The organism is Corallococcus sp. CA053C, assembly GCF_003611675.1.
Classification (GTDB): Bacteria; Myxococcota; Myxococcia; order Myxococcales; family Myxococcaceae; genus Corallococcus.
Genome location: NZ_RAWA01000034.1, coordinates 17390 through 41595, shown reverse-complemented (window position 1 = coordinate 41595; position 24206 = coordinate 17390). Strand labels below are relative to the sequence as shown.

At 65.8% G+C, this 24206-nt stretch carries 14 protein-coding genes; 11 read left to right on the top strand and 3 right to left on the bottom strand.

Going from position 1 to position 24206, the window contains the following annotated elements; genetic code table 11:
* Positions 1 to 80: 80 nt before the first annotated feature.
* Complete coding sequence (locus D7V97_RS07150; protein WP_120609838.1) at positions 81 to 1457, bottom strand: diguanylate cyclase; 1377 nt, start codon at positions 1455 to 1457, stop codon at positions 81 to 83.
* Positions 1458 to 1508: 51 nt separating this feature from the next.
* Here D7V97_RS07150 and D7V97_RS07145 point away from each other — a divergent pair, with 51 nt between their 5' ends.
* The 5 genes from D7V97_RS07145 (at position 1509) to D7V97_RS44035 (ending at position 16342) form a co-directional block, all read left to right on the top strand.
* Positions 1509 to 2324: a chemotaxis protein CheW gene (locus tag D7V97_RS07145; RefSeq protein WP_120609837.1), complete on the top strand. Its 816-nt coding sequence runs from the start codon at positions 1509 to 1511 to the stop codon at positions 2322 to 2324.
* A 118-nt stretch (positions 2325 to 2442) separates the two neighbouring features.
* Positions 2443 to 3708, top strand: a complete 1266-nt coding sequence (locus tag D7V97_RS07140; RefSeq protein ID WP_120609836.1) for a PleD family two-component system response regulator — start codon at positions 2443 to 2445, stop codon at positions 3706 to 3708.
* Between the two features lie 53 nt (positions 3709 to 3761).
* A complete protein-coding gene (locus D7V97_RS07135; protein ID WP_120609835.1) occupies positions 3762 to 7331 on the top strand; it encodes a valine--tRNA ligase in 3570 nt (1189 codons plus the stop codon).
* Between the two features lie 9 nt (positions 7332 to 7340).
* Positions 7341 to 8225 (top strand): carboxylating nicotinate-nucleotide diphosphorylase, encoded by an 885-nt coding sequence (gene nadC, locus D7V97_RS07130; RefSeq protein ID WP_199728730.1) that lies wholly within the window; start codon positions 7341 to 7343, stop codon positions 8223 to 8225.
* 1586 nt (positions 8226 to 9811) lie between these two features.
* Positions 9812 to 16342 (top strand): RHS repeat-associated core domain-containing protein, encoded by a 6531-nt coding sequence (locus tag D7V97_RS44035; RefSeq protein WP_158623300.1) that lies wholly within the window; start codon positions 9812 to 9814, stop codon positions 16340 to 16342.
* Between the two features lie 295 nt (positions 16343 to 16637).
* Here D7V97_RS44035 and D7V97_RS07110 read toward each other — a convergent pair whose 3' ends face one another.
* Entirely contained in the window at positions 16638 to 18260 is a 1623-nt protein-coding gene (locus tag D7V97_RS07110) for an alkaline phosphatase family protein (protein WP_199728729.1), read from the bottom strand.
* 93 nt (positions 18261 to 18353) lie between these two features.
* Between D7V97_RS07110 and D7V97_RS07105 the strand changes: the two genes are divergently transcribed.
* The 4 genes from D7V97_RS07105 (at position 18354) to D7V97_RS07090 (ending at position 20797) form a co-directional block, all read left to right on the top strand.
* Entirely contained in the window at positions 18354 to 18755 is a 402-nt protein-coding gene (locus D7V97_RS07105; protein ID WP_120609833.1) for a thioesterase family protein, read from the top strand.
* A gap of 40 nt (positions 18756 to 18795) precedes the next feature.
* A complete protein-coding gene (gene glpX, locus D7V97_RS07100; RefSeq protein WP_120609832.1) occupies positions 18796 to 19761 on the top strand; it encodes a class II fructose-bisphosphatase in 966 nt (321 codons plus the stop codon).
* Positions 19762 to 19788: 27 nt separating this feature from the next.
* The gene (locus tag D7V97_RS07095) at positions 19789 to 20214 is read left to right on the top strand and encodes a type II toxin-antitoxin system RatA family toxin (protein ID WP_120609831.1); all 426 of its coding nucleotides are present in this window, start codon (positions 19789 to 19791) and stop codon (positions 20212 to 20214) included.
* Positions 20215 to 20614: 400 nt separating this feature from the next.
* Positions 20615 to 20797 (top strand): hypothetical protein, encoded by a 183-nt coding sequence (locus D7V97_RS07090; protein ID WP_120609830.1) that lies wholly within the window; start codon positions 20615 to 20617, stop codon positions 20795 to 20797.
* 119 nt (positions 20798 to 20916) lie between these two features.
* Here the strand turns inward: D7V97_RS07090 and D7V97_RS07085 are convergent, their stop codons facing one another.
* Entirely contained in the window at positions 20917 to 22005 is a 1089-nt protein-coding gene (locus D7V97_RS07085; RefSeq protein WP_120609829.1) for an ADP-ribosylglycohydrolase family protein, read from the bottom strand.
* 79 nt (positions 22006 to 22084) lie between these two features.
* Between D7V97_RS07085 and eno the strand changes: the two genes are divergently transcribed.
* Positions 22085 to 23380 (top strand): phosphopyruvate hydratase, encoded by a 1296-nt coding sequence (gene eno, locus D7V97_RS07080; RefSeq protein ID WP_120609828.1) that lies wholly within the window; start codon positions 22085 to 22087, stop codon positions 23378 to 23380.
* A 2-nt stretch (positions 23381 to 23382) separates the two neighbouring features.
* On the top strand, positions 23383 to 24171 hold the full coding sequence (surE, locus tag D7V97_RS07075) for a 5'/3'-nucleotidase SurE (protein ID WP_120609844.1): 789 nt from the start codon (positions 23383 to 23385) through the stop codon (positions 24169 to 24171).
* The last annotated feature ends 35 nt before the right edge of the window (positions 24172 to 24206 follow it).

Genomic DNA, 24206 nt, shown 5'->3' with positions numbered 1-24206 from the left:
GATCCGGAGCTGCCCAAGCGCCTCACCGTGGGCAGCCTGCGCAAGTAGGGCCCCGGAGCTTCGCGCCCCGGGTTGCCGTCTCAGCCCTGGGGCGGCGGGCCCTGGCGGCGCTCGGCCGGGGTGGCTTCCAGGTCCTGCGCCGCCATGTAGACGACGTTGCGGGTGCCGCGCTTGCCCCGGTACATCGCCCGGTCGGACAGGTCCAGCAGGTGGTCCTTGTCCTGGGCGTGCTCGGGGAAGCTGGCCACGCCGATGCAGGTGGTGAGCTTGAGCGACAGCCCCTCGCGGCCCAGGAACTGGTGGGCCTCCATGGTGCGGCGGATGCGCTCGGCCACCTTGAGGGCGCCGCCGGAGTCGGTGCCGCGCAGGAGCACCACGTACTCGTCGCCGCCGAAGCGCGCCACCACGTCCGGGTCGCGCACGCAGCCCTTGAGCACGCGCGCGGCCTCCACCAGCACGCGCGAGCCCACCAGGTGCCCGTGCGTGTCGTTGATGGCCTTGAAGCGGTCCAGGTCCAGGAACAGCAGGGAGAAGGGCCGCTGCGTCTGCACGGCCTCGTTCACCTCGCGGTCCAGCACGAGCTGCAGGTAGCGCGTGTTGAACAGGCGGGTGAGATCATCCACGTACGCCAGGTCCTCCACGGCGGCGAAGCGGCCCAGGTTGCGCAGCGCCAGCGCCCAGTTGCGCACGAGGAAGCCCACCGTCTCCGGGTGGTGCTCCGGGGGCAGGTGGTCGTGGAAGAGCACCGCGTGGCCCAGCACCGAGTCGCCGTCCACGGCGGGGAAGGAGAGGGTGCGCGGCCATGGCACCTGCAGGCCGTCCAGCCGGATCGGCTCGCGCAGGGAGGACAGCCGCTCCACGAGCACCGGCACCAGCGTGTCGTGCAGATCCTGCGGCAGGCCCCGCATGCCGTGCGAGCGGAAGCCCGCGTTGGGATCCCGCTCCAGCAGCATCACCGCGGAGGCGTTGGCCATGGACTCCAGCGCGTCGGAGGTGGCCAGGGCCAGCCGCTCGCGGTCGAGCGTGGTGGCGATGCGCTGGCCCGCCTCCAGCAGCGCGACGTGATGGCGCAGCGACGCGTTCTCCCGCATCAGGTCGCGCGTGGTGAGCGCGCGGCGCAGGGCGTGCTGCAGGGCCTCCGGCGCCACGGGCTTGACCAGGTATTCCGCCGCGCCGCTCTTGATGGCGCGCACCGCGGGGGCGACCTTGTCGAGGGCGGTGATGACCACCACCTCCACGCCGGGGTGGCGCTCGCGCACGTGGCGGAGCACCTCCATGCCGTCGCCGCCGGGCAGGATGAGATCGGTGACCACCGCGTCGAACCGCTGGGCGGCGAGGGCCGCCTTCGCCTCCGCCACGGTGGGCACGGAAGTGACGATGTGTCCTGAGGCCGTGAGGTAGTCGCCGTAGAGGCTGCGGGCGATCTTTTCGTCGTCGACGAGGAGCAGTCGCGCCATGACTGTTCAGGGCTTAGCACCAAGCCCCTGAACGCTGCTAGGGTCACCCCCGTGTCGCCTTTTGAAAGCGGACGCCGGCTCTGCCTGCTGGTTGAAGCCGGTGAGACGCGTTACGCCGTGGAAGCCACCTCCGTGATGGAGGTCGCCATGCCGGGCGCCCGCGGCACCAGCCTGCGTGGCGTGCTGGAGGTGAAGGACCTCTCCGCGCTGCTCGGCGGAGCCCCCGAGGATGTGCCGGGCATGGTCGTCGTCCTGGACGTCAGCCCCACGCTCGCGGTGCGTGTCCGCTCGGTCGTGGAGGTGGCGGACGTCGCGCGTGATCCGTTCTTCCTGCTCCCTCCGGGACTCGCGGATTCCCTGGCGCCGTTGAGCCGGGGGGCGGTGTTGCACAAGGACCGGCTGTACCTGGAGCTCATCGTGGAGGCGCTGCCGCACCGGGTGGGCCCCAGGGCGGTGCCGCCGGAGCTGCGGCCGGTGCACTGGGCGGACGTGCCTCCGGAGCGGGCCTTGGTGCTGGAGTCGCAGGGCGTGCTCTTCGGCGTGCCGCTGGCCTGTGTCTCCCAGGTGGTGCCGAAGGGGGTGTCCTTCAGCGTGCTGCCGGTGCAGAGCGGACCGGTGGCGGGCGTGTACCCGCATGCGCAGGCGCTGTGGCCCATCTGTTCGGTACCGGCGCTGTTGGGGGCGCCAGCGAAGGTGGAGGACCTGTTCGTGCTCACGGAGATGGCCGGACGTACGGTAGGGCTGGCGGCCACCCGGGTGCTCGGTGTGCTGCAGAAGTTCAAGCCCGCCGAGCTGATGGGCACGTTCAAGGCGCCAGGGCTGCCGGATCCCGTGATGTTCCTGGACCTGCAGCGCATGTTTTCTTGATCGGCCGAGAGCGCGAACCCTAAGCTTCTCCGATTGACACAGGGCCGGCAGGCAGGCTTGCTCGCCCGAAATCTCAAACGAATTCAGGGGGGTATGCGCCCCCCGAAGGCCGGAGCCGATGCCCAAGAATCTACTGATCGCCGACGACTCGCTCACCATCCGCAAGGTGATCGGGATGATCTTCGCGACGGAAGACTTCCAGGTGACCGCGGTGGACAACGGGCTGGACGCCATCACCCGCACGCGCGAGCTGCGTCCGGACGTGGTGCTGGCCGACGTGATGATGCCGGGCAAGAGCGGCTACGAGGTGTGCGAGGCGCTCAAGAACGACCCCTCCACCCAGGCCATCCCGGTGCTGCTGCTCGCCGGCACCTTCGAGGCGTTCGACGAGAACCGCGCGAAGGCCGCCCGGGCGGACGACCACATCACCAAGCCCTTCGAGAGCCAGATCCTCCTCGACAAGGTGAAGGCGCTGGTGGGCCAGAAGTCGAACACCATGCCCGCGTCCGCCGCGACGCGCGTCTTCCCCCAGGCCGCCACGCCCGTGCCGGCCCAGGCCGCCGCGCCGCAGCCCGCCGCCGCGCCTCCGGGCGCCCGTCCTCCGGGTCCTGGCGTGCCGCCTCCGGGTGCGCGTCCTCCGGGTCCTGGCGTGCCGCCTCCGGGCGCGCGTCCTCCGGGTCCCGGCGTGCCGCCGCCTCCGGGCATGGCGCGTCCGCCTCCGGGTGCGGTTCCCCCGGGTGCGCGTCCTCCGGGTCCGGGCGTGCCTCCTCCGGGCGCCGTTCCGCCGGGTGCGCGTCCTCCGGGTCCTGGCGTGCCGCCTCCGGGCGCGCGTCCTCCGGGTCCCGGCGTGCCGCCGCCTCCGGGCATGGCGCGTCCGCCTCCGGGCGCGGTTCCCCCTGGTGCGCGTCCTCCGGGTCCGGGCGTGCCGCCTCCGGGCATGGCCGCGCGTCCCGCCGGTCCTGGCGCTCCGAACATCCCGGGCGGCTTCCCGCGTCCTCCCGCCGGGGGCACGCCGCTGCCTCCTTCGCACGCGCCCGCCGCGGTTCCGCCCGCGGCCCGTGCACGGGATCCGTTTGGCCTGGGCGCTCCGTCCGCGCCTCCGCCGGCCGCCGTGCAGGCCCGTACGGAGAACTTGCGCATCGAGGACTCGCTGCCCGAGCACACCGAGGAGATCTCCCTCGACATCGGCGGTCCCACGCCGACCGCGGCTCCCGCCCGGGGTCGCCCGGCGGATGGCGGCGAGGCGCTGCTGCGTGAGGCCCTGTCGAAGGCCTCCCGCGAGGTCATCGAGAAGATCGCCTGGGAGGTCGTACCGCAGCTGGCGGAGACCATCATCCGACAGGAGCTGGAGCGGCTCATCAAGGACCGCGAGACCCAGCATTGATTCGCAGTCCCCCCTGATTCCCCGCCGGCCCCGTCGGGGGCCGGCCGCTTGCAATGACTGACACGACTGAACTGTCCAAGGCCTACGAGCCCTCCGAAGTGGAGGCGCGGTGGTACAACCACTGGCTGGAGCGCGACTACTTCCGCGCCGAGCCCACTTCCGCCAAGCCGCCGTTCAGCATCGTGCTGCCGCCGCCCAACGTCACGGGCAGCCTGCACATCGGCCACGCGCTGACCGCGACCATCCAGGACATCCTCACGCGCTGGAAGCGGATGAGCGGCTTCAACGCGCTCTGGCTGCCGGGCACGGACCACGCGGGCATCGCCACGCAGATGGTGGTGGAGAAGGAGCTCAAGAAGTCCGAGGGCAAGAGCCGCCACGACCTGGGTCGCGAGGCGTTCCTCGAGCGCGTCTGGACGTGGAAGGGCAAGTACGGCGCGCGCATCGGTGAGCAGCACCGCTACCTGGGCGCGTCGCTGGACTGGAGCCGCGAGCGCTTCACCATGGACGAGCAGTCCTCGGCCGCGGTGCGCGAAGTCTTCGTCCGCCTGTACGAAGAGGGCCTGATGTACCGGGCCCAGAAGCTCATCAACTGGTGCCCCTCGTGCCGCACGGCCTTGAGCGACCTGGAGGTCGAGCACGAGGAGAAGAACGGCTCGCTCTGGCACATCCGCTATCCGGTGAAGGACAGCGACCGCACGCTCACCGTGGCGACGACGCGCCCGGAGACGCTGCTGGGCGACACCGCGGTGGCCGTGCACCCGGAGGATCCGCGCTACCTGGGGCTCGTGGGCCGGTCGGTGAAGCTGCCGCTGACGGACCGGGACATCCCCATCATCGCGGACGCCGAGCTCGTGAACATGGAGTTCGGCACTGGCGTGGTGAAGGTCACGCCCGCGCACGACTTCAACGACTACCAGACGGGCCTGCGCCACAAGCTGCCGATGCTGTCCATCCTGGACGAAGCGGCGCGGATGACGAAGGACACAGGCAAGTACGCCGGCCTGGACCGCTTCGAAGCGCGCAAGCAGGTGCTGGCGGACCTGACGGAGCAGGGGCTGCTGGAGAAGGAGGAGCCGCACAAGCTGAGCGTGGGCACCTGCCAGCGCTGCGCCACGGTGGTGGAGCCGCGCCTGTCGCCGCAGTGGTTCGTGAAGATTGAGCCGCTCGCGAAGCCGGCCATCGAGGCGGTGGAGCAGGGCCGCACGAAGTTCGTCCCCGAGTCGTGGACCAACACGTACTTCCACTGGATGCGCAACATCCACGACTGGTGCGTGAGCCGCCAGCTCTGGTGGGGCCACCAGATCCCCGCCTGGTACTGTGCCTCGTGCAGCCCGGCCGGTGAGGAGCGGTCGCTGGACGCGGCGGACGTCATCGTGTCGCGCACGACGCCGGAGTCCTGCCCGAAGTGCGGTGGCAGGGACCTGGCGCAGGATCCGGACGTGCTGGACACGTGGTTCTCGTCCGCGCTGTGGCCGTTCTCCACGCTGGGCTGGCCGAACGCAACGCCGGAGCTGAAGACCTTCTACCCGACGTCCGTGATGGAGACGGGCCACGACATCATCTTCTTCTGGGTCGCCCGGATGATGATGATGGGCCTGCACTTCATGGGCGATGTGCCCTTCCGCACCGTGTACCTGCACGCGATGGTGCGCGACGAGAAGGGCGACAAGATGTCCAAGACGAAGGGGAACGTCATCGATCCCCTGGACGTCATCCTCGGCGCCAAGGTGGACGCGCTCCAGCCGTCGCTTCGCAACCGCTTCCCGCAGGGCATGCCCGCGTTCGGCGCGGATGCGTTGCGCTTCACGCTCGCGTCGCTCACGCAGCAGGGCCGTGACATCAAGCTGTCGATGGACCGCCTGGGTGGCTACAAGGCGTTCTGCAACAAGCTGTGGAACGCCAGCCGCTTCGCCCTGATGAACATGGGCGACTTCCAGCTGGACGCCACGCCGCTGGAGGGACGCACGCTGACGCTGGCGGACCGGTGGATCCTCTCCCGCCTGCAGAAGGCCACGGAGGAGACGCGCGCGTCGCTGGAGGTGTTCGGCTTCGCGGAGGCCGCCTCCACGCTGTACCAGTTCCTGTGGGCGGAGTTCTGCGACTGGTACATCGAGCTGGCGAAGGGCTCGCTGTACGGCGAGGACGTGGAGGCCAAGAACACCACGCGCGCGGTGCTGGTGTACTGCCTGGATCGCATCCTGCGGCTGATGCACCCGTTCATGCCGTTCATCACCGAGGAGATCTGGCAGAAGCTGCCGATGTCCCGGCCCACGGAGAGCATCTGCATCGCGGCGTACCCGGAGCCGGACGCGGCGCGCGTGGATGCGGCCGCGGAGGCGGAGATGGCGCCAGTCATCGCGGCCATCGAGGGCCTGCGCACGCTGCGCGGAGAGAGCAACCTGCCGCCGTCCGCCAAGGTGAAGGCGGTGGTGCAGAGCCCGGACGCGACGACGCGCGAGCTGTTGGAGCGCTGGCGTGCGTACCTGATGCCGCTGGCCGGCCTGTCGGAAGTGCACGTGGGCCCGCCGGGCGCCAAGCCTCCGCAGGCGGCGGCGTTCGTCAGCGGCAACCTGGAGATCTACGTCCCGTTGGCGGGCCTCGTGGATCTGGATGCGGAGCGCGACCGCCTGAAGAAGGAGATCGCGCGCGCCGAGCAGGAACTCACCAGTGTGCAGCGCAAGCTGGACAATCCGAGCTTCGTGGCCCGTGCTCCGCCGGACGTGGTGGCGAAGGACAAGGCCCGGGTGGCGGAGCTCCAGGAGCGCACGGTCAAGCTGCAGGATCACCTCCAGCGCATCGCCCCGGAGCCCCCCATGTCCGAGTCCGAGATGCCGTCGCCGTTACCGGGAAGCACCGAGTCCGAGTCCTCCGCGCTCGAAGCCCCCGAGAGCGCCCACGTGAAGGTGGCCACCGAGCCCAAGGCGTCGAAGGACGACGTCAACCTGGGGCAGGAGCTGAAGGGCGAGATGGAGGCGGAGGCCGCCGGGGAAGCTCCCAAGGCCGCCGACCCCGTGGTGGAGGCCGCGCTCAACAAGCTGCGCGAGGGCACCAAGGAAGGCTTGTCCGCTGCGGACCACCACGACCTGGGCGTCGCGTACATGAGCATGGGCCTCGTGGACGACGCGATGCGCGAGTTCGACCGGGCCAAGGAGGGTGGGGACACCCGCGAGGCGCCGGAGGCAGGTGCGGCGTCCGTGAAGAAGACGGGCAAGAAGGCCGTGTCGGCCGTGAAGGCGCCTGCGGCAAAGGCTCCGGCGACGAAGGCGCCCGCGGCGAAGGCTCCGGCGACGAAGGCTTCTGTGGAGAAGGCTCCGGCGACGAAGGCGCCCGTGGAGAAGGCTCCGGCCACGAAGGCCGCGGGCAAGAAGGCCCCTGTGAAGAAGGCCCCTGTGAAGAAGGCTGCGGGCAAGAAGGCCGCAGCGAAGAAGAGCACCCGGGGCAAGCCGGCCGCGAAGAAGGCTGCGGGCAGGAAGAGCGCCGCGAAGAAGGGGAGCGCCAGGAAGGCGCCGGCCCGGAAGACCTCCGCGAAGAAGGCGGCGGGAAAGAAGTCCGCGGGGAAGAAGCCCGCGGCGAAGAAGACCACCCGGGGCAAGCCGGCGGCCCGCAAGGCCCGTCGGTAGGAGGCGGAAGTGCAGCAGGATTATCTCGATCGGCTCATCGCGTTGTCCCTCGACGAAGACCTGGGCGCGGCGGGGGACGTCACCTCGTTGGCGGTGGTCCCCGCCGACGCGGAGGGAAGCGGCGAGCTGGTCGCGAAGGAGCAGATGATCATCGCCGGCCTGGACGCCTTCGTCCGCGTCTTCCACATGGTGGACGCGGAGGTGGAGGTGGAGGTCCTCAAGCGCGACGGTGACGAAATCAAACCGAAGGTGGTCGCCGCGCGCGTCCACGGCAAGCTGCGCTCGCTGCTCGCCGCGGAGCGCACCGCGCTCAACCTGGTGCAGCGAGCGGCCGGCATCGCGACGCTGGCGCAGCAGGCGGTGACGGCGGTGCGGGGCTCGAAGCTGCGGGTGCTCGACACGCGCAAGACGCCGCCGGGCATGCGGGGGCTCGCGAAGCACGCGGTGCGCATGGGCGGAGCGTCCAACCACCGCTTCGGGCTCTTCGACGGCATCCTCATCAAGGACAACCACATCGCGGCCGTGGGCGGGGACATCACCGAAGCGGTCCGCCGCGCGAAGTTGAATGGCCCCCGGCTCGTGAAGGTCGAGGTGGAGGTCACCAACTTCAAGCAGCTCGCGGAGGCCATCGAGGCGGGCGCGGACGTCATCATGTTGGACAACATGGACGACCCGCAGATCCGTGAAGCCGTGAAGCTGACGGCCAACCGTGTGCCCATTGAAGTCTCAGGTGGAGTCACGCTGGATCGGCTGCCCCGGCTGGCGAAGCTGGGCGTGGACTTCGTGTCGATGGGCGCGCTGACGCACTCGGCGCGGGCCATGGACCTGTCGCTGGAGATCCAGACGACGAAGAAGTCCGCGCGCAAGTCACGCCCGGCGGCGCCGCAGGGCTGACGCGGACCTCAGTTCACGTTGAGAAGATGGGCAGGCGCGGTCGGTGAAGACTGACGTGCCTGCCCATTGACGTTGTCAGGTTCGCGTGCCTCGGAAGGTCTCCTCGAGTGAGGGACTCCCTGGATGGTGCCGCGGACACGCACGGAAGAGGGCGCAGGCATCTCCTGGGTAGTACCCCACAGAAGGGTCATTTCCCTTCAAGGATTGGGGGGTTGACCGTCTGCTATGCAGCCCTGTACGAATCCAGGTTCAGGCGCTCCCCACCAAACCCGTCAATTTCCAAGAAAGCCAGCAAAGGCTCAGGCCGAAGCTTGTCCATCATGTCCAAAGTCTACTCAAAGAGCTGGTTGTTCATCACATTGCTGGCGTTGCTGCTGCCTCAAGGCAGGGCCTGGAGTGCTGTCTGCAGCGCGGGTGATGAAGCCGGCTGCTCACTGGGCAATGGCTGTCCCGGAACGATGACATGCTTTGGAGCAGGTTACTGGTCAAGGTGCAGTGCGGCCGAGGGCATTGGCACAGGCTCCTGTACCGGGTGCGGAGGCGCAACAGGCAAGGTTGTTTGTAGCGATAGCGGCATCGTCCTCGCGTGCAAGACCTCTGATACAGAAATCTGCAACAACTGCGATGATAATGCCGATGGATTGATTGACAATCGGCCCGGACAGGGCGCTCGAACCCTGATGCGAAGTTGCAACCGGACGGGCACGCCATGCCCTATCGGTGGAACCCAGAGTTGTACGAACGGCACCTGGGGAGCATGCGCGGGCTGTGCCGGAAGCGTCGCCTGCACCAACTGCAATAAGAACGGCACCCAGACCTGCGATGCCGCCTGCAATCTTGGTAACTGCGCGGTTGGCGCGGAAGAATGCAATGCCTGTGATGACGACGGTGACGGTCGCATCGACAACGTCCCTGGATCGACTGAGAACCTATCGCGCCCGTGCCAGACTGCGGCCGGGTGCTCGATTGGTGGCTCCCAAATCTGCAATCCGGCGTACGGATTTTGGGGATCTTGCTGGGGATGCTCTGGAGTGGGCTCCTGTACGGGCTGCGGAGGCAAGCCGGGAACGGCCCAGTGCAACTACTTTTGCACTGCGGATGGCGTCACCTGCAACGTGGGAGCAGAAACCTGCAATGGGTGTGACGACAATGCTGATGGCATCATTGACAATGCAGCAGGCACCGCCCAGCCGCGCTCACTGACCCAGGCATGCATCGTTGAGGATGGCGAGTGCCGCGTGCCCGGAACAAACTATTGCACGACAGGCTACTATGGAGTTTGCACGTCCAATGTTGCTGAGGAGTGCAATGGCGTTGACGACAACTGCGATGGGAACATCGACGAACTGGTGTGTCGGGCACAGGCTGGGGGGAGCGGAACGTGCGTGCGCACCACGTGTGAAACCCAGGGTGCTTCGTGCGGCGCAATCAGCGACGGTTGTGGCGGCACCCTGGACTGTGGCACGTGCCGCACAGGGATGGCCTGCCAGGCCAATGCGTGTGTCACGATTCCGTAACGCGCCATGCTGATCTTTGAGTTTGCAAGCTTCTCCTGAGGGGGAGAGATGTCCCGGATGAACAGACGAATGAATCGACACAGTTCGGCCCTGGTGTGCCAGCGGAAAGGCGCGAAGAAAAGGGCGGCAGCATCGCTCATGGTGTTGGTCTACCTCCAGGCGGCACTTGCCGGCTGCCTGGGCGAAATGGCCCCCGAAGAAGTTGGGAGCGAACGGTTGAGCACCCGGGCACTGGCAGTCGCCCTGTCTCCTCCGGCGCCAGGAGGCATTCTGCCCACGGAAGTTGACGCGGACGGATATGCAGCGGGCTCCATGGCGGGCAGTGCCGAGGTGTCGATGACAGGCGCTTCCACCTATACCGCTCCGCTATGGACCCCTCCCGCGAGAGCCGAAATCGGGCCGTCCCTTGCGCTTGTCTACAACAGCCAGTCTGGCGTAGGGACAGCGGGGTTCGGTTGGGACCTGACCGGAGTCTCCAAAATCAGCCGCTGCGGAAGATCGGTAGCACAGGATGGTATCACTTTGGATCCAACCTTGGACGATGGCCCTCAAGGCGATCGTTACTGCTTGGACGGACAGCGGCTAGTTGTTGTCAACGGCGGCTACGGCACGGAAGGATCTGAATACCGCGCGGAGTTCAACGGGCACGAGAAGATCGTCGCTCTGGATTTCACCGAGGCGGGACCAAGCTTCTTCAAGGTCTACCAACGGGACGGTACGATCAGGACCTACGGACCGATCGCGCCGGGTTTCAAAAACCGCGTGGACTACAACTCGCTGACGGACAGCTATGTCCGCAATGTCGTCAAGCTCGCGAGGTTCGAGTGGGGGCTGACCCGGGTCGAAGATACGACGGGCAACTACATGACCATCGAGTATTCGATCACGGGAAGCTCTCAGACTGGCGCCGAGATCTTGCCATCGGTGATTCGGTACACGGGATCTTCAGGGGGCATGCCGCGCAGCCCGACTCGCAGGATCGCGTTTGAGTATGGCGATGATCCATTCAAGACGGAACGTTGGGTGGCAGGGTACAAGATCCGTCACGCGAAGCGACTTACCAAGGTTTCGATGTTTGGCCCGGCGCCTGAGGTGGAAGGCCTGCTCAAGGAGTACCGGCTCAGATATAGGACGGCCTACCATGCGCGCGAGACCGCGAGCCTGCTCGTTGGCGTTTCGGAGTGCGACGGCGCACAACAGCAGAGATGCAAGGAAGGCCTTGCCTTTGACTACGACATCCCTCCCGCAACGATTCGAAGCGATCGGGTCAGCTTCTCCTACCCGCAGGTGACGACTGGCAAGACGCAGTGCTATTTCGGAGATCTGGATGGGGATGGTCGGGATGACGTTTTGTACAAGGAGGGTGATTTTAAATATCACTATCGGCTAAGTACTGGTTCGGGATTCGGCCCGTCGGTGGTTGCCGAAGGCCTTGGGGTTATCAATTATCAGTCATTCCCTAATTCCGTAACGATAGATAATCGGGCCGGCGAAGGAAATCCGCTGGTCGATATCGATCGGGACGGAAAAGCTGATTTGATGATTTCCGATTATTACTGGGAGACCCCGGGTGTATACACAGTTGCCAATAAGCTATTTCTGGCCAAGAAGAACTCGAGTACGGGCAGTATTCAGTTTGTTTCGGCGTATTCTGAGTCGCTCCGATCGCGGACAATGATGCAGCATTGGCGGATCGCTGACGTGGATGGCGACGGCAATCTTGAGTACATCGGCTACGATGAGACAGGTGCCTCCCCGGGTATTGTCTATCGTAAGTTCGTGCCGGGAGCCGGCTTCGGTGACCCGACGTTCTTGACAAATTGGCCTGCCTCGACGCCAAGGCGCGATTTCCAGTCTTTCATGGTTGGGCGTGAAGGAAGGGTGGGCTACGGGGACGGACGCTTTGCAGTCATTGGTCCAGGGGGATTGGAGCGGGTTGATGGCTACTCCGGGCGACGAAGTGGAGATGACTATTTCTATCCCATGGACGTCAACGGTGACGGGCTTCAGGATTACCTGGTGCTTAGTGCAGTTCCGAACAGCGCTGAGTCGCGGGCGTGCTACTCAATCAATACGGGCAACGGCTATGAAGAGCCCGTTTGTGACGCTGTGAATAAGTACTACCTCTTGGCCCAGCGACATGTGGTTGCTGATCTTAATCGCGATGGTCGAGACGAACTCTATCAGATGCGTGCTGATGGGACGTTCTCCGGAGGCTCTGATCACTACGCGCTCGACCAGACAGGTGCTGTCTGGAGCAAATACACAAGACCGGAAGATGCGACAATCATTGCTGGTCGGCATCCTGCTCAAGTCGCCGATGTGAATGGTGATGGCGTCCCTGACACCTATGCCTGCACTAATTCATCTGTCTATGTGGATATCTCAAAGGGCGCGCAGCAACCACTCTTGCTGAAAGTAAGGCAGGAGGCAGCATTTGAGGCGTTTGAATACGGGCACACGGGCGATCGTGCTGTCTATACGCCAACCGAACACTGGTTTCCCCAGCAGAACATCGTGCCAATGCACCGCGGCACCTGGGTGGTGAAGAGGGCTACGGCCGGCATTGGATCCTCAGTCCTGAATTCTGTGACGTACAGCTATGCAGGAAGCCGGATGAGCTTGCTCGGCCGCGGGTGGCTCGGATTCATGGAGAGGACAGTTCTGGATGATGTGACGGGTGCCAAGGTCACGACCAAGACACAGACGGGGACGTCGGCTGCGATCTCTCTGCCCTCGAGCGAAGCATCCGAAATCACCGTGGATGGCGTGCGCCACTCAAGCAACCGCTCCTGGACCTTTGAGTTCATGCAGGATGGCTCAAACAGGCTGGTACGCGTCAGCACGTCAGAATCCGTCTGCTCGAAGAAGCCCGAACTGATTGAGGACTGTTACCGCTACAATCAGGCGTCCAGTTACTTCGACGGATTCGGCAACCTGACGTCATCCTCGGATCAGGTGATCTGGGATGGCAAAATGAGACGCCAGCAGAACTCATATCTTTATGAGCCTGCAGACCTTGGCCGTTGGCTGGTGTCGCGTCCCCGGGAAGCGAGCACCGTGTGGACGGATTCGGAAGGCAGGAGGGCGGAGCAGCAAGTCGTATACACCTCTAACGCCACGACAGGGCTTGTTGAGGAAGAGACGCGTGCTCCGAACTCAACGGTTCCCACTGAGTGGTTGAAGACACGAATCTACTACAATGAGTTTGGGTTGCCGACCTCATTGGAGTCCCGAGACCTCCAAGGGAAAATTCGGACTTGGAGCATGGGATATGAGACGGCGGATGGCATCTTCACGGGGTGGGAAGATGCCGGCGGCGTCCGGACTGAGATGGAATACCATCGTGGGTTTGGTGTGCCCATGCGAGTACGCGATGGTAATGGAGACGAAACGACATTCAGCTACGATGGCTTCGGTCGTGAACGGAAGATGGATGTCATGGGCGCAGGGGATCAGCTGACCTCCTATGCGCGTCGACCTGGCGGTGGAGGGATCCTGATCCGAAGTGTTATGGGGGGACAGACGCTCAGGACCGAACAGGATGCCCTGGGACGTTCCGTGCTGCAGCAGTGGAACCGAGGTGGTCCCCAGCCTGAGCCTGTCTATGTTCAGACTGAGTATAAGACGGACGGAAAGGTGTGGCGAGTCAGTCAGCCGCATACGGCCAACGAGACGCCGCTGTACACCTATTTCGATGAGGATGCGCTGGGGCGCCCCAAAAAGCTCACCCGGTTGGATGGGAGCTTCAGGACCTGGAGCTACGACCTGCTCACCTCCGAGGTGACAGATGAGGCAGGCCGGCGCCATCTGACGACGCTCGACGGACGCGGAAAGGTGGTCTCGGAGAGTAAACTCCTGCAGAGCGGGACTACGTCCGTGGGTTACTCCTACGGTGTCCGCGGCGAGCTGCTCCAGGTTCGCGATGAGAATGGAAATATCACCTCGCTTGAGTACGATGCCTTGGGGCGGCAGACAGCGCTCGTGGATGGTGATCAGGGGCGTACGGGCGTGGACTTCAACGCCTTCGACGAGGTGATTCGTCGGACCGATGCGCTTGGCGTGACGACCATCGAGCGCGATGGATTGGGACGGCCACAGGTCATTACGTCTCCAGATGGGGTTACCCGGTATGTCTGGGATGGTGCCGCCGGCTCCCATGGCAGTGGGAAGTTGGAGTCAGTAGTCAGTCCTGACGGCGTGAGAACGGAGTATCTATACGACTCGATTGGCCGGCCTGCAGAAACCACGTGGGTCGTGCAGGGACAGCGTTTCTCTCTGGCGACCACCTACGATGATTACGGCCGTCCCCTGACCCTGTCGTACCCGTCGGTTGGCCCGACGGGCAGTGCCTCCCGCCTGGTGGTCCAGAAGACATATGACGGCGTTGGCAATCTGGCGTCCATCCAGAACGCAGAGACGGGGTTCAGCTATTGGAAGGCGCTGGAGCGCAACTCCCTGGGGCAGATTCCACGGGAACTTTATGGCAATGGCGTCAACGCGAACAGGGTTTTTGATAAAACGGGGACGCTGAGATACTTGCAAGCTTCAGGGCTGGCTCAGGTGCAGCAGCTTGCGTTCAAGTTCTCCGTGGATGGGAACCTTGAGGAGCGGCATGACCTGCTCAATGGTACGTCTGAGGATTTCGAGTATGACGACTCGGACCGGCTGAAAGCCTGGAAGGTGACCCAGCGTGGTGCCATCTCCAGGCAGGAATACACCTATGATTCGATTGGGAATCTGAAGACCCATCCTATCGTGGCAGGACCCGGCTTCACTTCGACGTTCGGTTACAATGGCCTGCGGCCCCATGCTGTGACGAGCCAGACCCAGAAGGGGCTGACCCGTCAGATGAGCTATGACTCCGTAGGGAATCAGTTTGAGAATGGGAAGGGCCAGACGATTCAGTACACATCGTTTGATCTTCCTGCCCAGGTGTCACGTGGACAGGCAACGACCCACTACAAGTATGACGGGGCGCATCGCCGTGTCTTGAAGACCCTCCCCAATGGGGATGAGACACTGACGTTGGCGGATGTGTACGAGCGACGCGTTCAGGCCGGCTTGACGAACCATGTGTTCAGCCTGAAGGCCGATGGCTCTCTGATCGCCCAGGTCCACTGGCACGAGGGAAGCACTGGGATGGTCGAAAGTGAGCAGGTGTTCTATGTTCACGCCGACCCCCTTGGAACCCCTTCGGCTATTACGGACGCTCAGGGGCAGGTCGTTGAGCGGATGAAGTTTGCTCCGTTCGGGGGGCGTCAGGCTCTGGGTGACCTGGCCCAAGAAATGGATGCGCCATCCTTTCTCAGAAATGGCTTCCAGGGTCACTCCGTTGATGATGAATCGCAACTCGTGAACATGAAGGGGCGGATGTACGATCCAGCCCTGGGTGCATTCCTGACGCCCGACCCAGTTGTTTCGAGTTCACTTAATCGTTATCGCTTTGGTGTTAACAATCCGCTCAAGAATACGGACCCTTCCGGTTTCAATGTTTTGGGGTGGGGGCTGAATATTTTCCGGACGATTGGTGGGGGAGGCGGCGGTGGATGGGGAGGGATGAGTCCTAACCCCATTCCCTCTCACTATGACTCTGTGGATTGGAACTATCGGTCTTCGCATGGCGGCGGGACTTCGAACACCGTCAACACAGGCCCCAATACGCAGTCGTCTTCAACTCCCAGGTACACGACCAGCAATCCCACGGTGAAGGTTGAGCCCGGGCCTACAGGAAGTGCTGGCGGAGCGGGAATCAGCCCTCGTTCCGGGACTCCAATGGGAAGCTGGGTCGATGGCGCCGCTCACGCGGGTGCATCCGTTCTTGCGGACCTGCCTGCCGCCTATGCGCTCTCGCAAATGCCGGTCTACCAGTCGCTGGTAGGAAGCATAGGTTTAGGACAGCAACTCACGACCAGCATTAAAGAATACGGCGTCGTGGGTGGACTCGTTGATACGTTCAATCCTGCTGGGAAGATGCTTGAGCATGGGTGGCTTGCCAGCGAGGCGTATGATTCAGGGAATAGCTATGCGGTTGGTGAGCATGCTTTCCATGCGTCCATCGCGGGTGTGAAGACGATCCTTGCTGCTGCTGGGGTTTATCGGACGGGCGCCGGTGCACTGCGAGGATTTAGCTCGTCTCTCAAGACTATTTCAGCTAGTGCTAGAGGGAATCCAGCGGCTATTTTTCGCGGCTTGGGTGAATTGAGTCCGGTCCAAAGCTCTGTTCTCGAACGATTGAATGGCCCGGGGGCGCAGACGATTGTGAGTAAACGATTGTTCGGCAACAAGGATCTTACGGCCCTTACCGCCGCGACAGGTGATGAATTTGCAATGTTCTCGACTGGAGGCAGACGCCTCATCGTTCGTGGTACGCCAGACTCTGTTCCAATCACTCCAAGTATTGCTGCGAGATTGAGAGAGCGGGGATGGAGGTGGTCCTCGCACACTCACCCCGGGGACTCCAAGAATGTTTTGCGGTCATCGGATGGAGATCGTGCTGTTTTGGAGGCCATAGGCAATAAGAGCGCTATCTTTAACTCTATCGGAGAGCGTCGAATGTTTACAAAATGGGGAGATAGTCTTGATGGGTGGACGCCATGATGATCCATTTGGACGTCCTCACACAAAAGGCGCGCGTCGCAACGCGCGCTGCCTTGGCGCGGTACCCACCACTTCCAGAGCGGCTTCGACAGGGCTTGGTGCTGGGAATCGAATTTGTTGGACCCGACCGTGTGTTTGAACTCTATTGCACGGGAGTCAGGCCGGAGGATGCGATTGTGATCGCACGTGTCACGGTCAGTGCCGTCACTGGCGAAGTGGGGCCGGTTGAAGTTTTTTCGGAACACTGGTGTGGCAGCACTGACCAAGGCTGAGACAATTCCACTTCTTTGGGCCCTCACCGCGCGCCGGTGAGGGCCTCCGCGCGAGGCTTGCCTTCCGCCGACGCGGGCATCCCCATCTCCAGCAGGGCTGACAGCGTGGGCGCCACGTCCACCGGATCAATCTCCTGGAGGTACAGGCCCGGCTTCACGCCCCGGCCCGCGAACACCACCGGCACCTGCACGTCGTAGGAGTACGGCGTGCCGTGATTCGTTCCGCGCGGATAGTCACTCACGACGTGGAACGGCTTCGCCATGAAGAGCACATCCCCGCTGCGCACCGGGTAGTAGCCGCGCCGCATGGGCGCCACCAACCCCCCGATGTCCGGCGCCGAGTCCAGATCGTCCCTCGCCACCGCCGTCACCGTGAAGGGCTGCTTCGCGAGCCACGCCGCCGCCGCTCTGCGCACCACCGCGCCGTCCACCTGGCCTGACTCCAGCGCCTTGCCGCCCAGGTACACGTCCAGCTCCAGCAGCTTCACCGTCACCTCGACGCCGAACTTCGCTCTCAGCTCCTGGGCCAGCCCCTTCGCCGCCTCCACCGGGTTGAGGCGCGCCCCGGGCAGCCCCGCCTCGACCCAGGCCTCCGGAATCTCCGCGCCCCCATGGTCCGCCGACAACGCGATGACCAGGTTCGCCTTGCCCCCCGCCGCGCGCTCGGCCGCGGCGATCAGCTCCCCCAGCGCCTGATCCAACCGCAACAGCGTGTCCTGCATCTCCCATGACGACGGCCCGAACGCGTGGAACACCGCGTCCGTGCCGCTGAAGCTCACCGCGAGCATGTCCGGCACGTCGTCCCGGCCCAGGCCCTCGCCCTCCAGCGCCGCCTTCGCCGCCTGCACCAGCAGGTCATGCGACCGGGGCGACACCGCGAAGACCCGGTACGACGCGGGCCCCGGCTCCTTGGCCCCGCCGCTCAGTGCGTGCGGAAACACCCGGCCCATCCCGTACGGGTCCGGCGGCTCCGTGGCAGGGTCGTCCTGGCCCACGTACTCCGCGCGCGGGCGCAGCAGCTCCCACGTCTTGCCGAACCCCGCGTCCGCCAGCTTGCGCGCGTTGAACGCCTGCATCCACGCGGGCACCGCCTTCGCGTACCAGGTGCTCGTCACCAGCTTCCCCGTCGCCTCGTCGAACCACCACGCCTGGCCCAGCTTCCCGGCCAGCGGAATGGCCGCGCGCGCCTTGAACGACAGCGCCACCACCTTGCCCCGGCCTTGCGTGGATCCGCGCAGCCGGTCCGCCAGCGTCTCCGCCATCAGGTTCGCCGGGCTGGTGTCCGCCGTGGGGACCGTGACGCCGTCCAGCACCTGATGCGTCGGGTCCACGTAGACCTGCTGGCTCTGGCCCGTGGCGCGATCATGGACGTCGTTGTCCACGATGCCGTGGCGCCAGGGGTTCGCGCCGGTGGCCAGCGTGGCATGACCCGGTGCGGTACGCGCCTCCGCGTAGGCATACCGGGCGTAGGGGTAGTAGGCCCCCGTGTTGAGTAGCTGCCCCAGACCGCCCGTGAGACGCGGGCGGCTGCGCAGGAGCAGGTCGCTGCCCAGCGCGTCCACGCTGATGAGCAACGTGAGCTTCGGGGCCCGGGCCGAAGCGGGCAGGGCGATGAGGACGAGGAGGGCGGCGAGGACACGCGACATGGCGGGCAGCCTCTCCGGCCGGATGGTCAGAAGCAATCAACATGCGCCTTGCGCCGCTTGGACCCTTCACTCCGCCCTGATATGGGCGGCCCAATGGTCGAGGCACGGCTGCGCGTCATCTACGGCGACACGGATCAGATGGGGGTCGTCTACTACGCGAACTACTTCCGCTACTTCGAGTTCGCCCGCAGCGAGTTCTTCCGGGGCCACGGCGGCAGCTACCGCGAGCTGGAGAGCACCGGCCTCCTCCTGCCCGTGGTGGAGGCGAGCGCCCGCTACAAGGCCTCCGCGCGCTACGACGACCTGCTCGTCATCCGCACCACGCTCAGCGAGTTGCGCCGTGCGTCACTCGTGTTCACCTACGAGTTGCTCCGCGACGGCCCCTCCCCCACGCTCCTGTGCACCGGCCGCACGATGCACGCCTGCGTGGGGCGCGACGGCAAGCCCCAGCGCATGCCCGAAGCCATCGCCCGACTGAAGGCCCTGGACGTCTGACCCTTTCTTCCCCGAATTCCCGAACGAGGAGCACCCCACAATGGATCGCAACCTGGCAATGGAGGTCGTGCGCGTCACCGAGATGGCGGCCATCGCCTCCGCCCGGCTCATGGGCCGCGGCAACACGAACGAGTCGGATCAGGCCGCCGTGGACGCGATGCGCCGCGCCTTCGACGCGCTGAACATCGACGGCACCGTCGTCATCGGCGAGGGCGAGCGCGACGAGGCGCCCATGCTCTACATCGGTGAACGCGTGGGCCGTCGCGACCCTGGCGCCCCCGCGGTGGACATTGCCCTGGACCCCCTGGAGGGCACCAACCTCTGTGCCTACGGACGCCCGGGGTCCATCTCCGTCGTGGCCATGTCCAGCCATGGCGGCCTGCTCAACGCGCCCGACACGTACATGGAGAAGATCGCCGTGGGGCCTCGCGCGAAGGGCGCCATCGACCTCACCAAGTCCCCCACGGAGAACCTGCGCGCCATCGCCGAGCGCATGAAGGTCTACGTGGAGGACCTCACCGTGATGACGCTCGACCGTGAGCGCCACGCCGACCTCATCAAGGAGGTCCGCGCCGCGGGCGCACGCATCCGCCTCATCGAGGACGGGGACGTGGCGGGCGCCATCGCCACCTGCTTCGAGGGCACCGGCGTGGACGTGCTGATGGGCATTGGCGGCGCGCCCGAGGGCGTCATCGCCGCGGCGGCCATCCGCGCCACCGGCGGGGACATGCAGGGCCGGCTCGTGCCGCGCAACGCCGAGGAGATTGAGCGCGCCAAGAAGATGGGCGTCACCGACATCCACAAGATCTACTCCGCCGAGGACCTGGCCCGGGGCGAGGTGATGTTCGCCGCCACGGGCGTCACCACCGGCGACTTCCTCAAGGGCGTGCGCTTCTTCGGCGGCGGCTGCGAGACGCACTCCGTCGTCATGCGCAGCAAGACGGGCACCGTCCGCTTCATCCAGTCCGTGCACAAGTTCGACAAGAAGCCCGGCTACGCGCTGTAGCCTGCACCCTCACCCGGAGACACCGTCATGGCCGGCGCCACGCGCACCATCATCATCAATGCCCCGATCGAGAAGGTCTTCGACGTCATCACCACCTACGACCGCTACGCGGAGTTCCTGTCGGAGGTGAAGAAGGTCTCCACCTCGAACCGGCAGGGCAACACCGTCCAGGTCCACTACGAGGTCGATGTGGTGAAGACCATCCGCTACACCATCCAGGTCACCGAGGAGCGCCCCAAGCGCATGTCCTGGACCTTCGTGAACGGCGAGGTCATGAAGGACAACAAGGGCAGCTGGACCCTGGAGCCCGAGGGCGAGGGCAAGACGCGCGCGACCTACAACGTGGAGATGGCCCTGGGCATGCTGGTCCCCAAGGCCATCGTCAACGGACTGGTGGACAACCAGCTCCCGAAGATGCTGGAGGCGTTCAAGCGCCGCGCCGAAGCCCCCTGAAGTCCCGTCGTCCTGACGGTCCGCGTCAAAATCCGCCTGCTTGTCTGTTCTGGCGCACGGCCTTCGTCGTGCAAGGAGCAGGTGGGCAGGCGGGCGCTTTTCGGCTGGAAGCGTGCGGCGCGGGGGGCGGGGAAGCACCTGAGACGGGTTGAGTTGCGGTGCGGCGCGAGCGCATTAGGATCAGGCGGTTTTTGAACGTCCGGACTGTCCCCATGACATCCGTGCCACGGTTGCTCTGGCCGGGATGTCGGGAGGTGGACGAGCAGCCAGTCGGAACGGCTGCGACGCCCCCACGAAGAAACGGGGGTTCTTAATTTGCATCAAAGGGAAGTGGAAGTGGTAAGGGGGCGGGACGGCGGGCGTACATCGGGGTACGTAGGCTGAGGGAGAAACCGAACCCATGCTCGACGCGTTCATCATCGAAGAGATCAAGCGCCGCGAGCGGCTTCGCCGCGAGGATTACGAGCGGCCGGTGGTGGAGCTTCCACTGCCCGTTCCCGATGACCGTCCCCACCGGCGGACGGACATGGAGGACGAAAAGCCGTCGCGAGGCGTCGTCGTCATCGACCTGCTCTGCGTCTGATGACCCACACGTCCGTGGCCCCACGGCCACGGTGACTCCAGAGGCCCGCGGTCGGGCTGTCCCTCACCGGACGGCCTCCCGCGGGCTTCGCACTTGCGGGCTCCCCACCGCCCGCCTTCCTAGCCCGGCGCCAGCAACAACAGGTGACGGGGGTGGTAGACTTCCCACATCACCGTCCCTTTTTGCAGGGGGTTGGCCGGCTGGAGGGCGAGCAGCACCTTCTCGCGCCACTCTTCTGGAAGGGCGCCCTCGCCGTGGAAGGCGCCCAGGAGCGCCCCGGTGACGGCGCCGTGGACCTCCGTGTCGCCGCCCCGGTGGACGACGTCCAGGAGGCCGCCCTCCAGCGTGCCCACGTGGAGCAGCTCCCAGAACGCCAGCCGGAAGGCCGCGCGCACCGCGTTGTTGCCCGGGCGGTGCATGTGCAGCTCCGGACCGTAGAGCTGCGGGTCGTCCTGCGCGGCCAGGGCCAGGTCCTCGCGCAGGAGGGCGGAGGCGCGGGTGATCTCCTGGACGAAGTCCTTCTCCAGCCGCGCGAGGGCGGCGCCGGCCAGGGAGATACCGACCTCCGCGGCGGGCAGCAGGTCGGCGGCCTTGAGGTTGGGCCCGCCGGTGATGGCCTTGGCGATGGCGGCGCACAGCCCCGCGCTGGCCAACTGGCTGCGGGGGTCGAAGTGGGTGAGGGCGGTGTCCTCCATCGTCGCCTGGGCCAGCGCGAAGGGGTCCTTCGCCAGCAGGACGGCCAGGGGCACCGCGCGCGGCAGGGCGCCCGCGTTCGCCACGCGACGGAAGCCCTTCTGCCAGACGCGCTTGCCGGCCTCCTTCACGGCGGTCGCGAAGCCCGCTTCGCACTCCTCGAAGACCTCCTTCATGGGGTCGCTGACGGCGAAGGCGTGGGACTGCCAGGCCCGGTAGCGGCGCAGCGCGTCCCCGGCGTCGTAGCGCTTCAGGTCGCGCAGGCTGAGCGTCAGCGCCACGGCGAGCTGGGTGGGCTCCGTCACCTGGCCCTTGCGCAGGCCGTGCGGGCCTCCTCCGACGATGGTGTCGTAGGGGCCCACGGCGAGCTGGGGGAAGGCCGGGGCGTAGAAGGGGCGTCCGGCCGTGGGCACGGCGAGGGCGTTGCCGGCCGCGAGGCCCAGCAGGGCCCCTCGGGCGCGCTGGCCGGGGAGCGGGTCCGGGCCCGTGGCGCGGCGTCGGGGAGGAGGAGGCATTCGACGGTTGGACACTGTAGCAAACCCGGATGCGAGCAGGCTTGCCCGTTCCGGCCGTGCCTCGTAGAACCGCCGCCCTATGACCGAGATCGCTCAAATCCTGGCGCGTGAAGTGCTCGATTCCCGTGGCAACCCGACCGTGGAGGCCGAAGTCCTCCTCGTGGGCGGTTCGCGAGGCCGCGCGACGGTGCCCTCCGGCGCCTCCACCGGCGAGCATGAAGCGCACGAACTGCGGGACGGGGACAAGCAGCGCTACCTGGGCAAGGGCGTGCTCAAGGCGGTGGACCACGTGCGCGACACGATTGGTCCCGCGCTCGTGGGCATGGACGCCGTGGATCAGGTGGCCCTGGACGCGCGCATGGTGGAACTGGACGGCACGCCCACCAAGGCGAAGCTGGGCGCCAACTCCATCCTCGCCGTCTCCATGGCCGCCGCGCGCGCTGCGGCGGACGCGCACGGCCTGCCGCTGTACCGCTACGTGGGCGGCCTCCAGGCGCGCACGCTGCCCGTGCCGCTGATGAACATCCTCAACGGCGGCGCGCACGCGGACACGCGCGTGGACGTGCAGGAGTTCATGGTGGTGCCCGCCGGCGCGAAGACCTTCGCCGAGGGCCTGCGCTGGGGCGCGGAGGTGTTCCACGCGCTCAAGAAGATCCTGAAGGGCCGCAAGCTGGCCACGGGCGTGGGCGACGAGGGCGGCTACGCGCCGGACCTGCCGGCCAACGAGGAGGCGCTCAAGCTCATCATGGAGGCCATCAGCGCCGCGGGCTTCAAGGCGGGCGAGCAGCTGTTCCTGGCGCTGGACGTGGCCGCGAGCGAGTTCTTCGACAAGGGCTCCAAGAAGTACAAGCTCAAGGGCGAGGGCAAGGAGTACGACTCGCAGGGCCTGCTGGAGTACTACCGCGGCCTCGCGGAGCGCTACCCCATCATCTCCATCGAGGACGGCATGGCGGAGGATGACTGGGAGGGCTGGAAGAAGCTCACCGACGCGCTGGGCAACCAGCTGCAGCTGGTGGGCGACGACCTCTTCGTCACCAACGTGGAGCGGCTGGGCAAGGGCATCCAGACGGGCACGGCGAACTCCATCCTGGTGAAGGTGAACCAGATTGGAACGCTGACGGAGACGTTCGACGCCGTGCGCATGGCGCACAAGGCCGGCTACTCGTCCGTCATGAGCCACCGCTCCGGCGAGTCCGAGGACACCACCATCGCGGACCTCGCGGTGGGCCTGGACTGCGGGCAGATCAAGACGGGCTCCGCGTCGCGCTCGGACCGCGTGGCCAAGTACAACCAGCTCTTGCGCATCGAGGAAGAGCTCGGCGCGGGCGCGCGTTACGCGGGCATGTCCGCCTTCCGCACGTTCAAGAAGAAGTGACCGTGAGCACCCCTCGCCCCCGCATCCTCGTCTCCAACGACGACGGCTACTTCTCCGAAGGGCTGCAGACGCTCGTGGAGGCGGTCAGCCCCCTGGGCGAGGTGTGGGTGGTGGCGCCCGACCGCGAGCAGAGCGCCGCCTCCCACTCCATCAGCCTCCACCGGCCGCTGCGCATCAAGGAGGTGCGTGAGCGGTGGTTCTCCGTCGACGGTACCCCCACGGATTGCTCGTATCTGGCGGTGAACCACTTGCTGAAGGACAATCGTCCCCAGCTCATGGTCTCCGGCATCAATCACGGCGCGAACCTCGCGGACGACGTCATGTACTCCGGGACGGTGGCGGCGGCCATGGAGGCCGCCTTCCTGGGCATCCCCGCCATCGCGTTCAGCCTGGTGTCGCGGGGGCCGTTCGACTTCAAGCCGGCGGGCCGCTTCGCGCGCTCGCTGGTGGCGGAGGCGCTGACGCGGCCCCTGCCGCCCCGGATGCTCCTCAACGTGAACATCCCCGGGGGCGTGGAGCCGGACGGCTACGTCATCACCACGCAGGGGCGGCACTCCTACGGCAACAACGTCGTGGAGAAGGAAGACCCGCGCGGCCGCAAGTACTACTGGATTGGCGGCACCGAGTACGCGCACCAGGACATCCCGGGCAGTGACTGCAACGCGGTGCTCGACAACAAGCGCGTGTCGGTGACCCCGTTGCACTTCGAGATGACCGACCACGGTCGCATCCCCGAGCTGTCGGGTTGGAGCCTCAAGGGCTTCACCCGGCACGAGTCGGGCGGTGCCTGAGGTTGGAGACGCGAGGCTCCAGCCGAGCGGGGAGG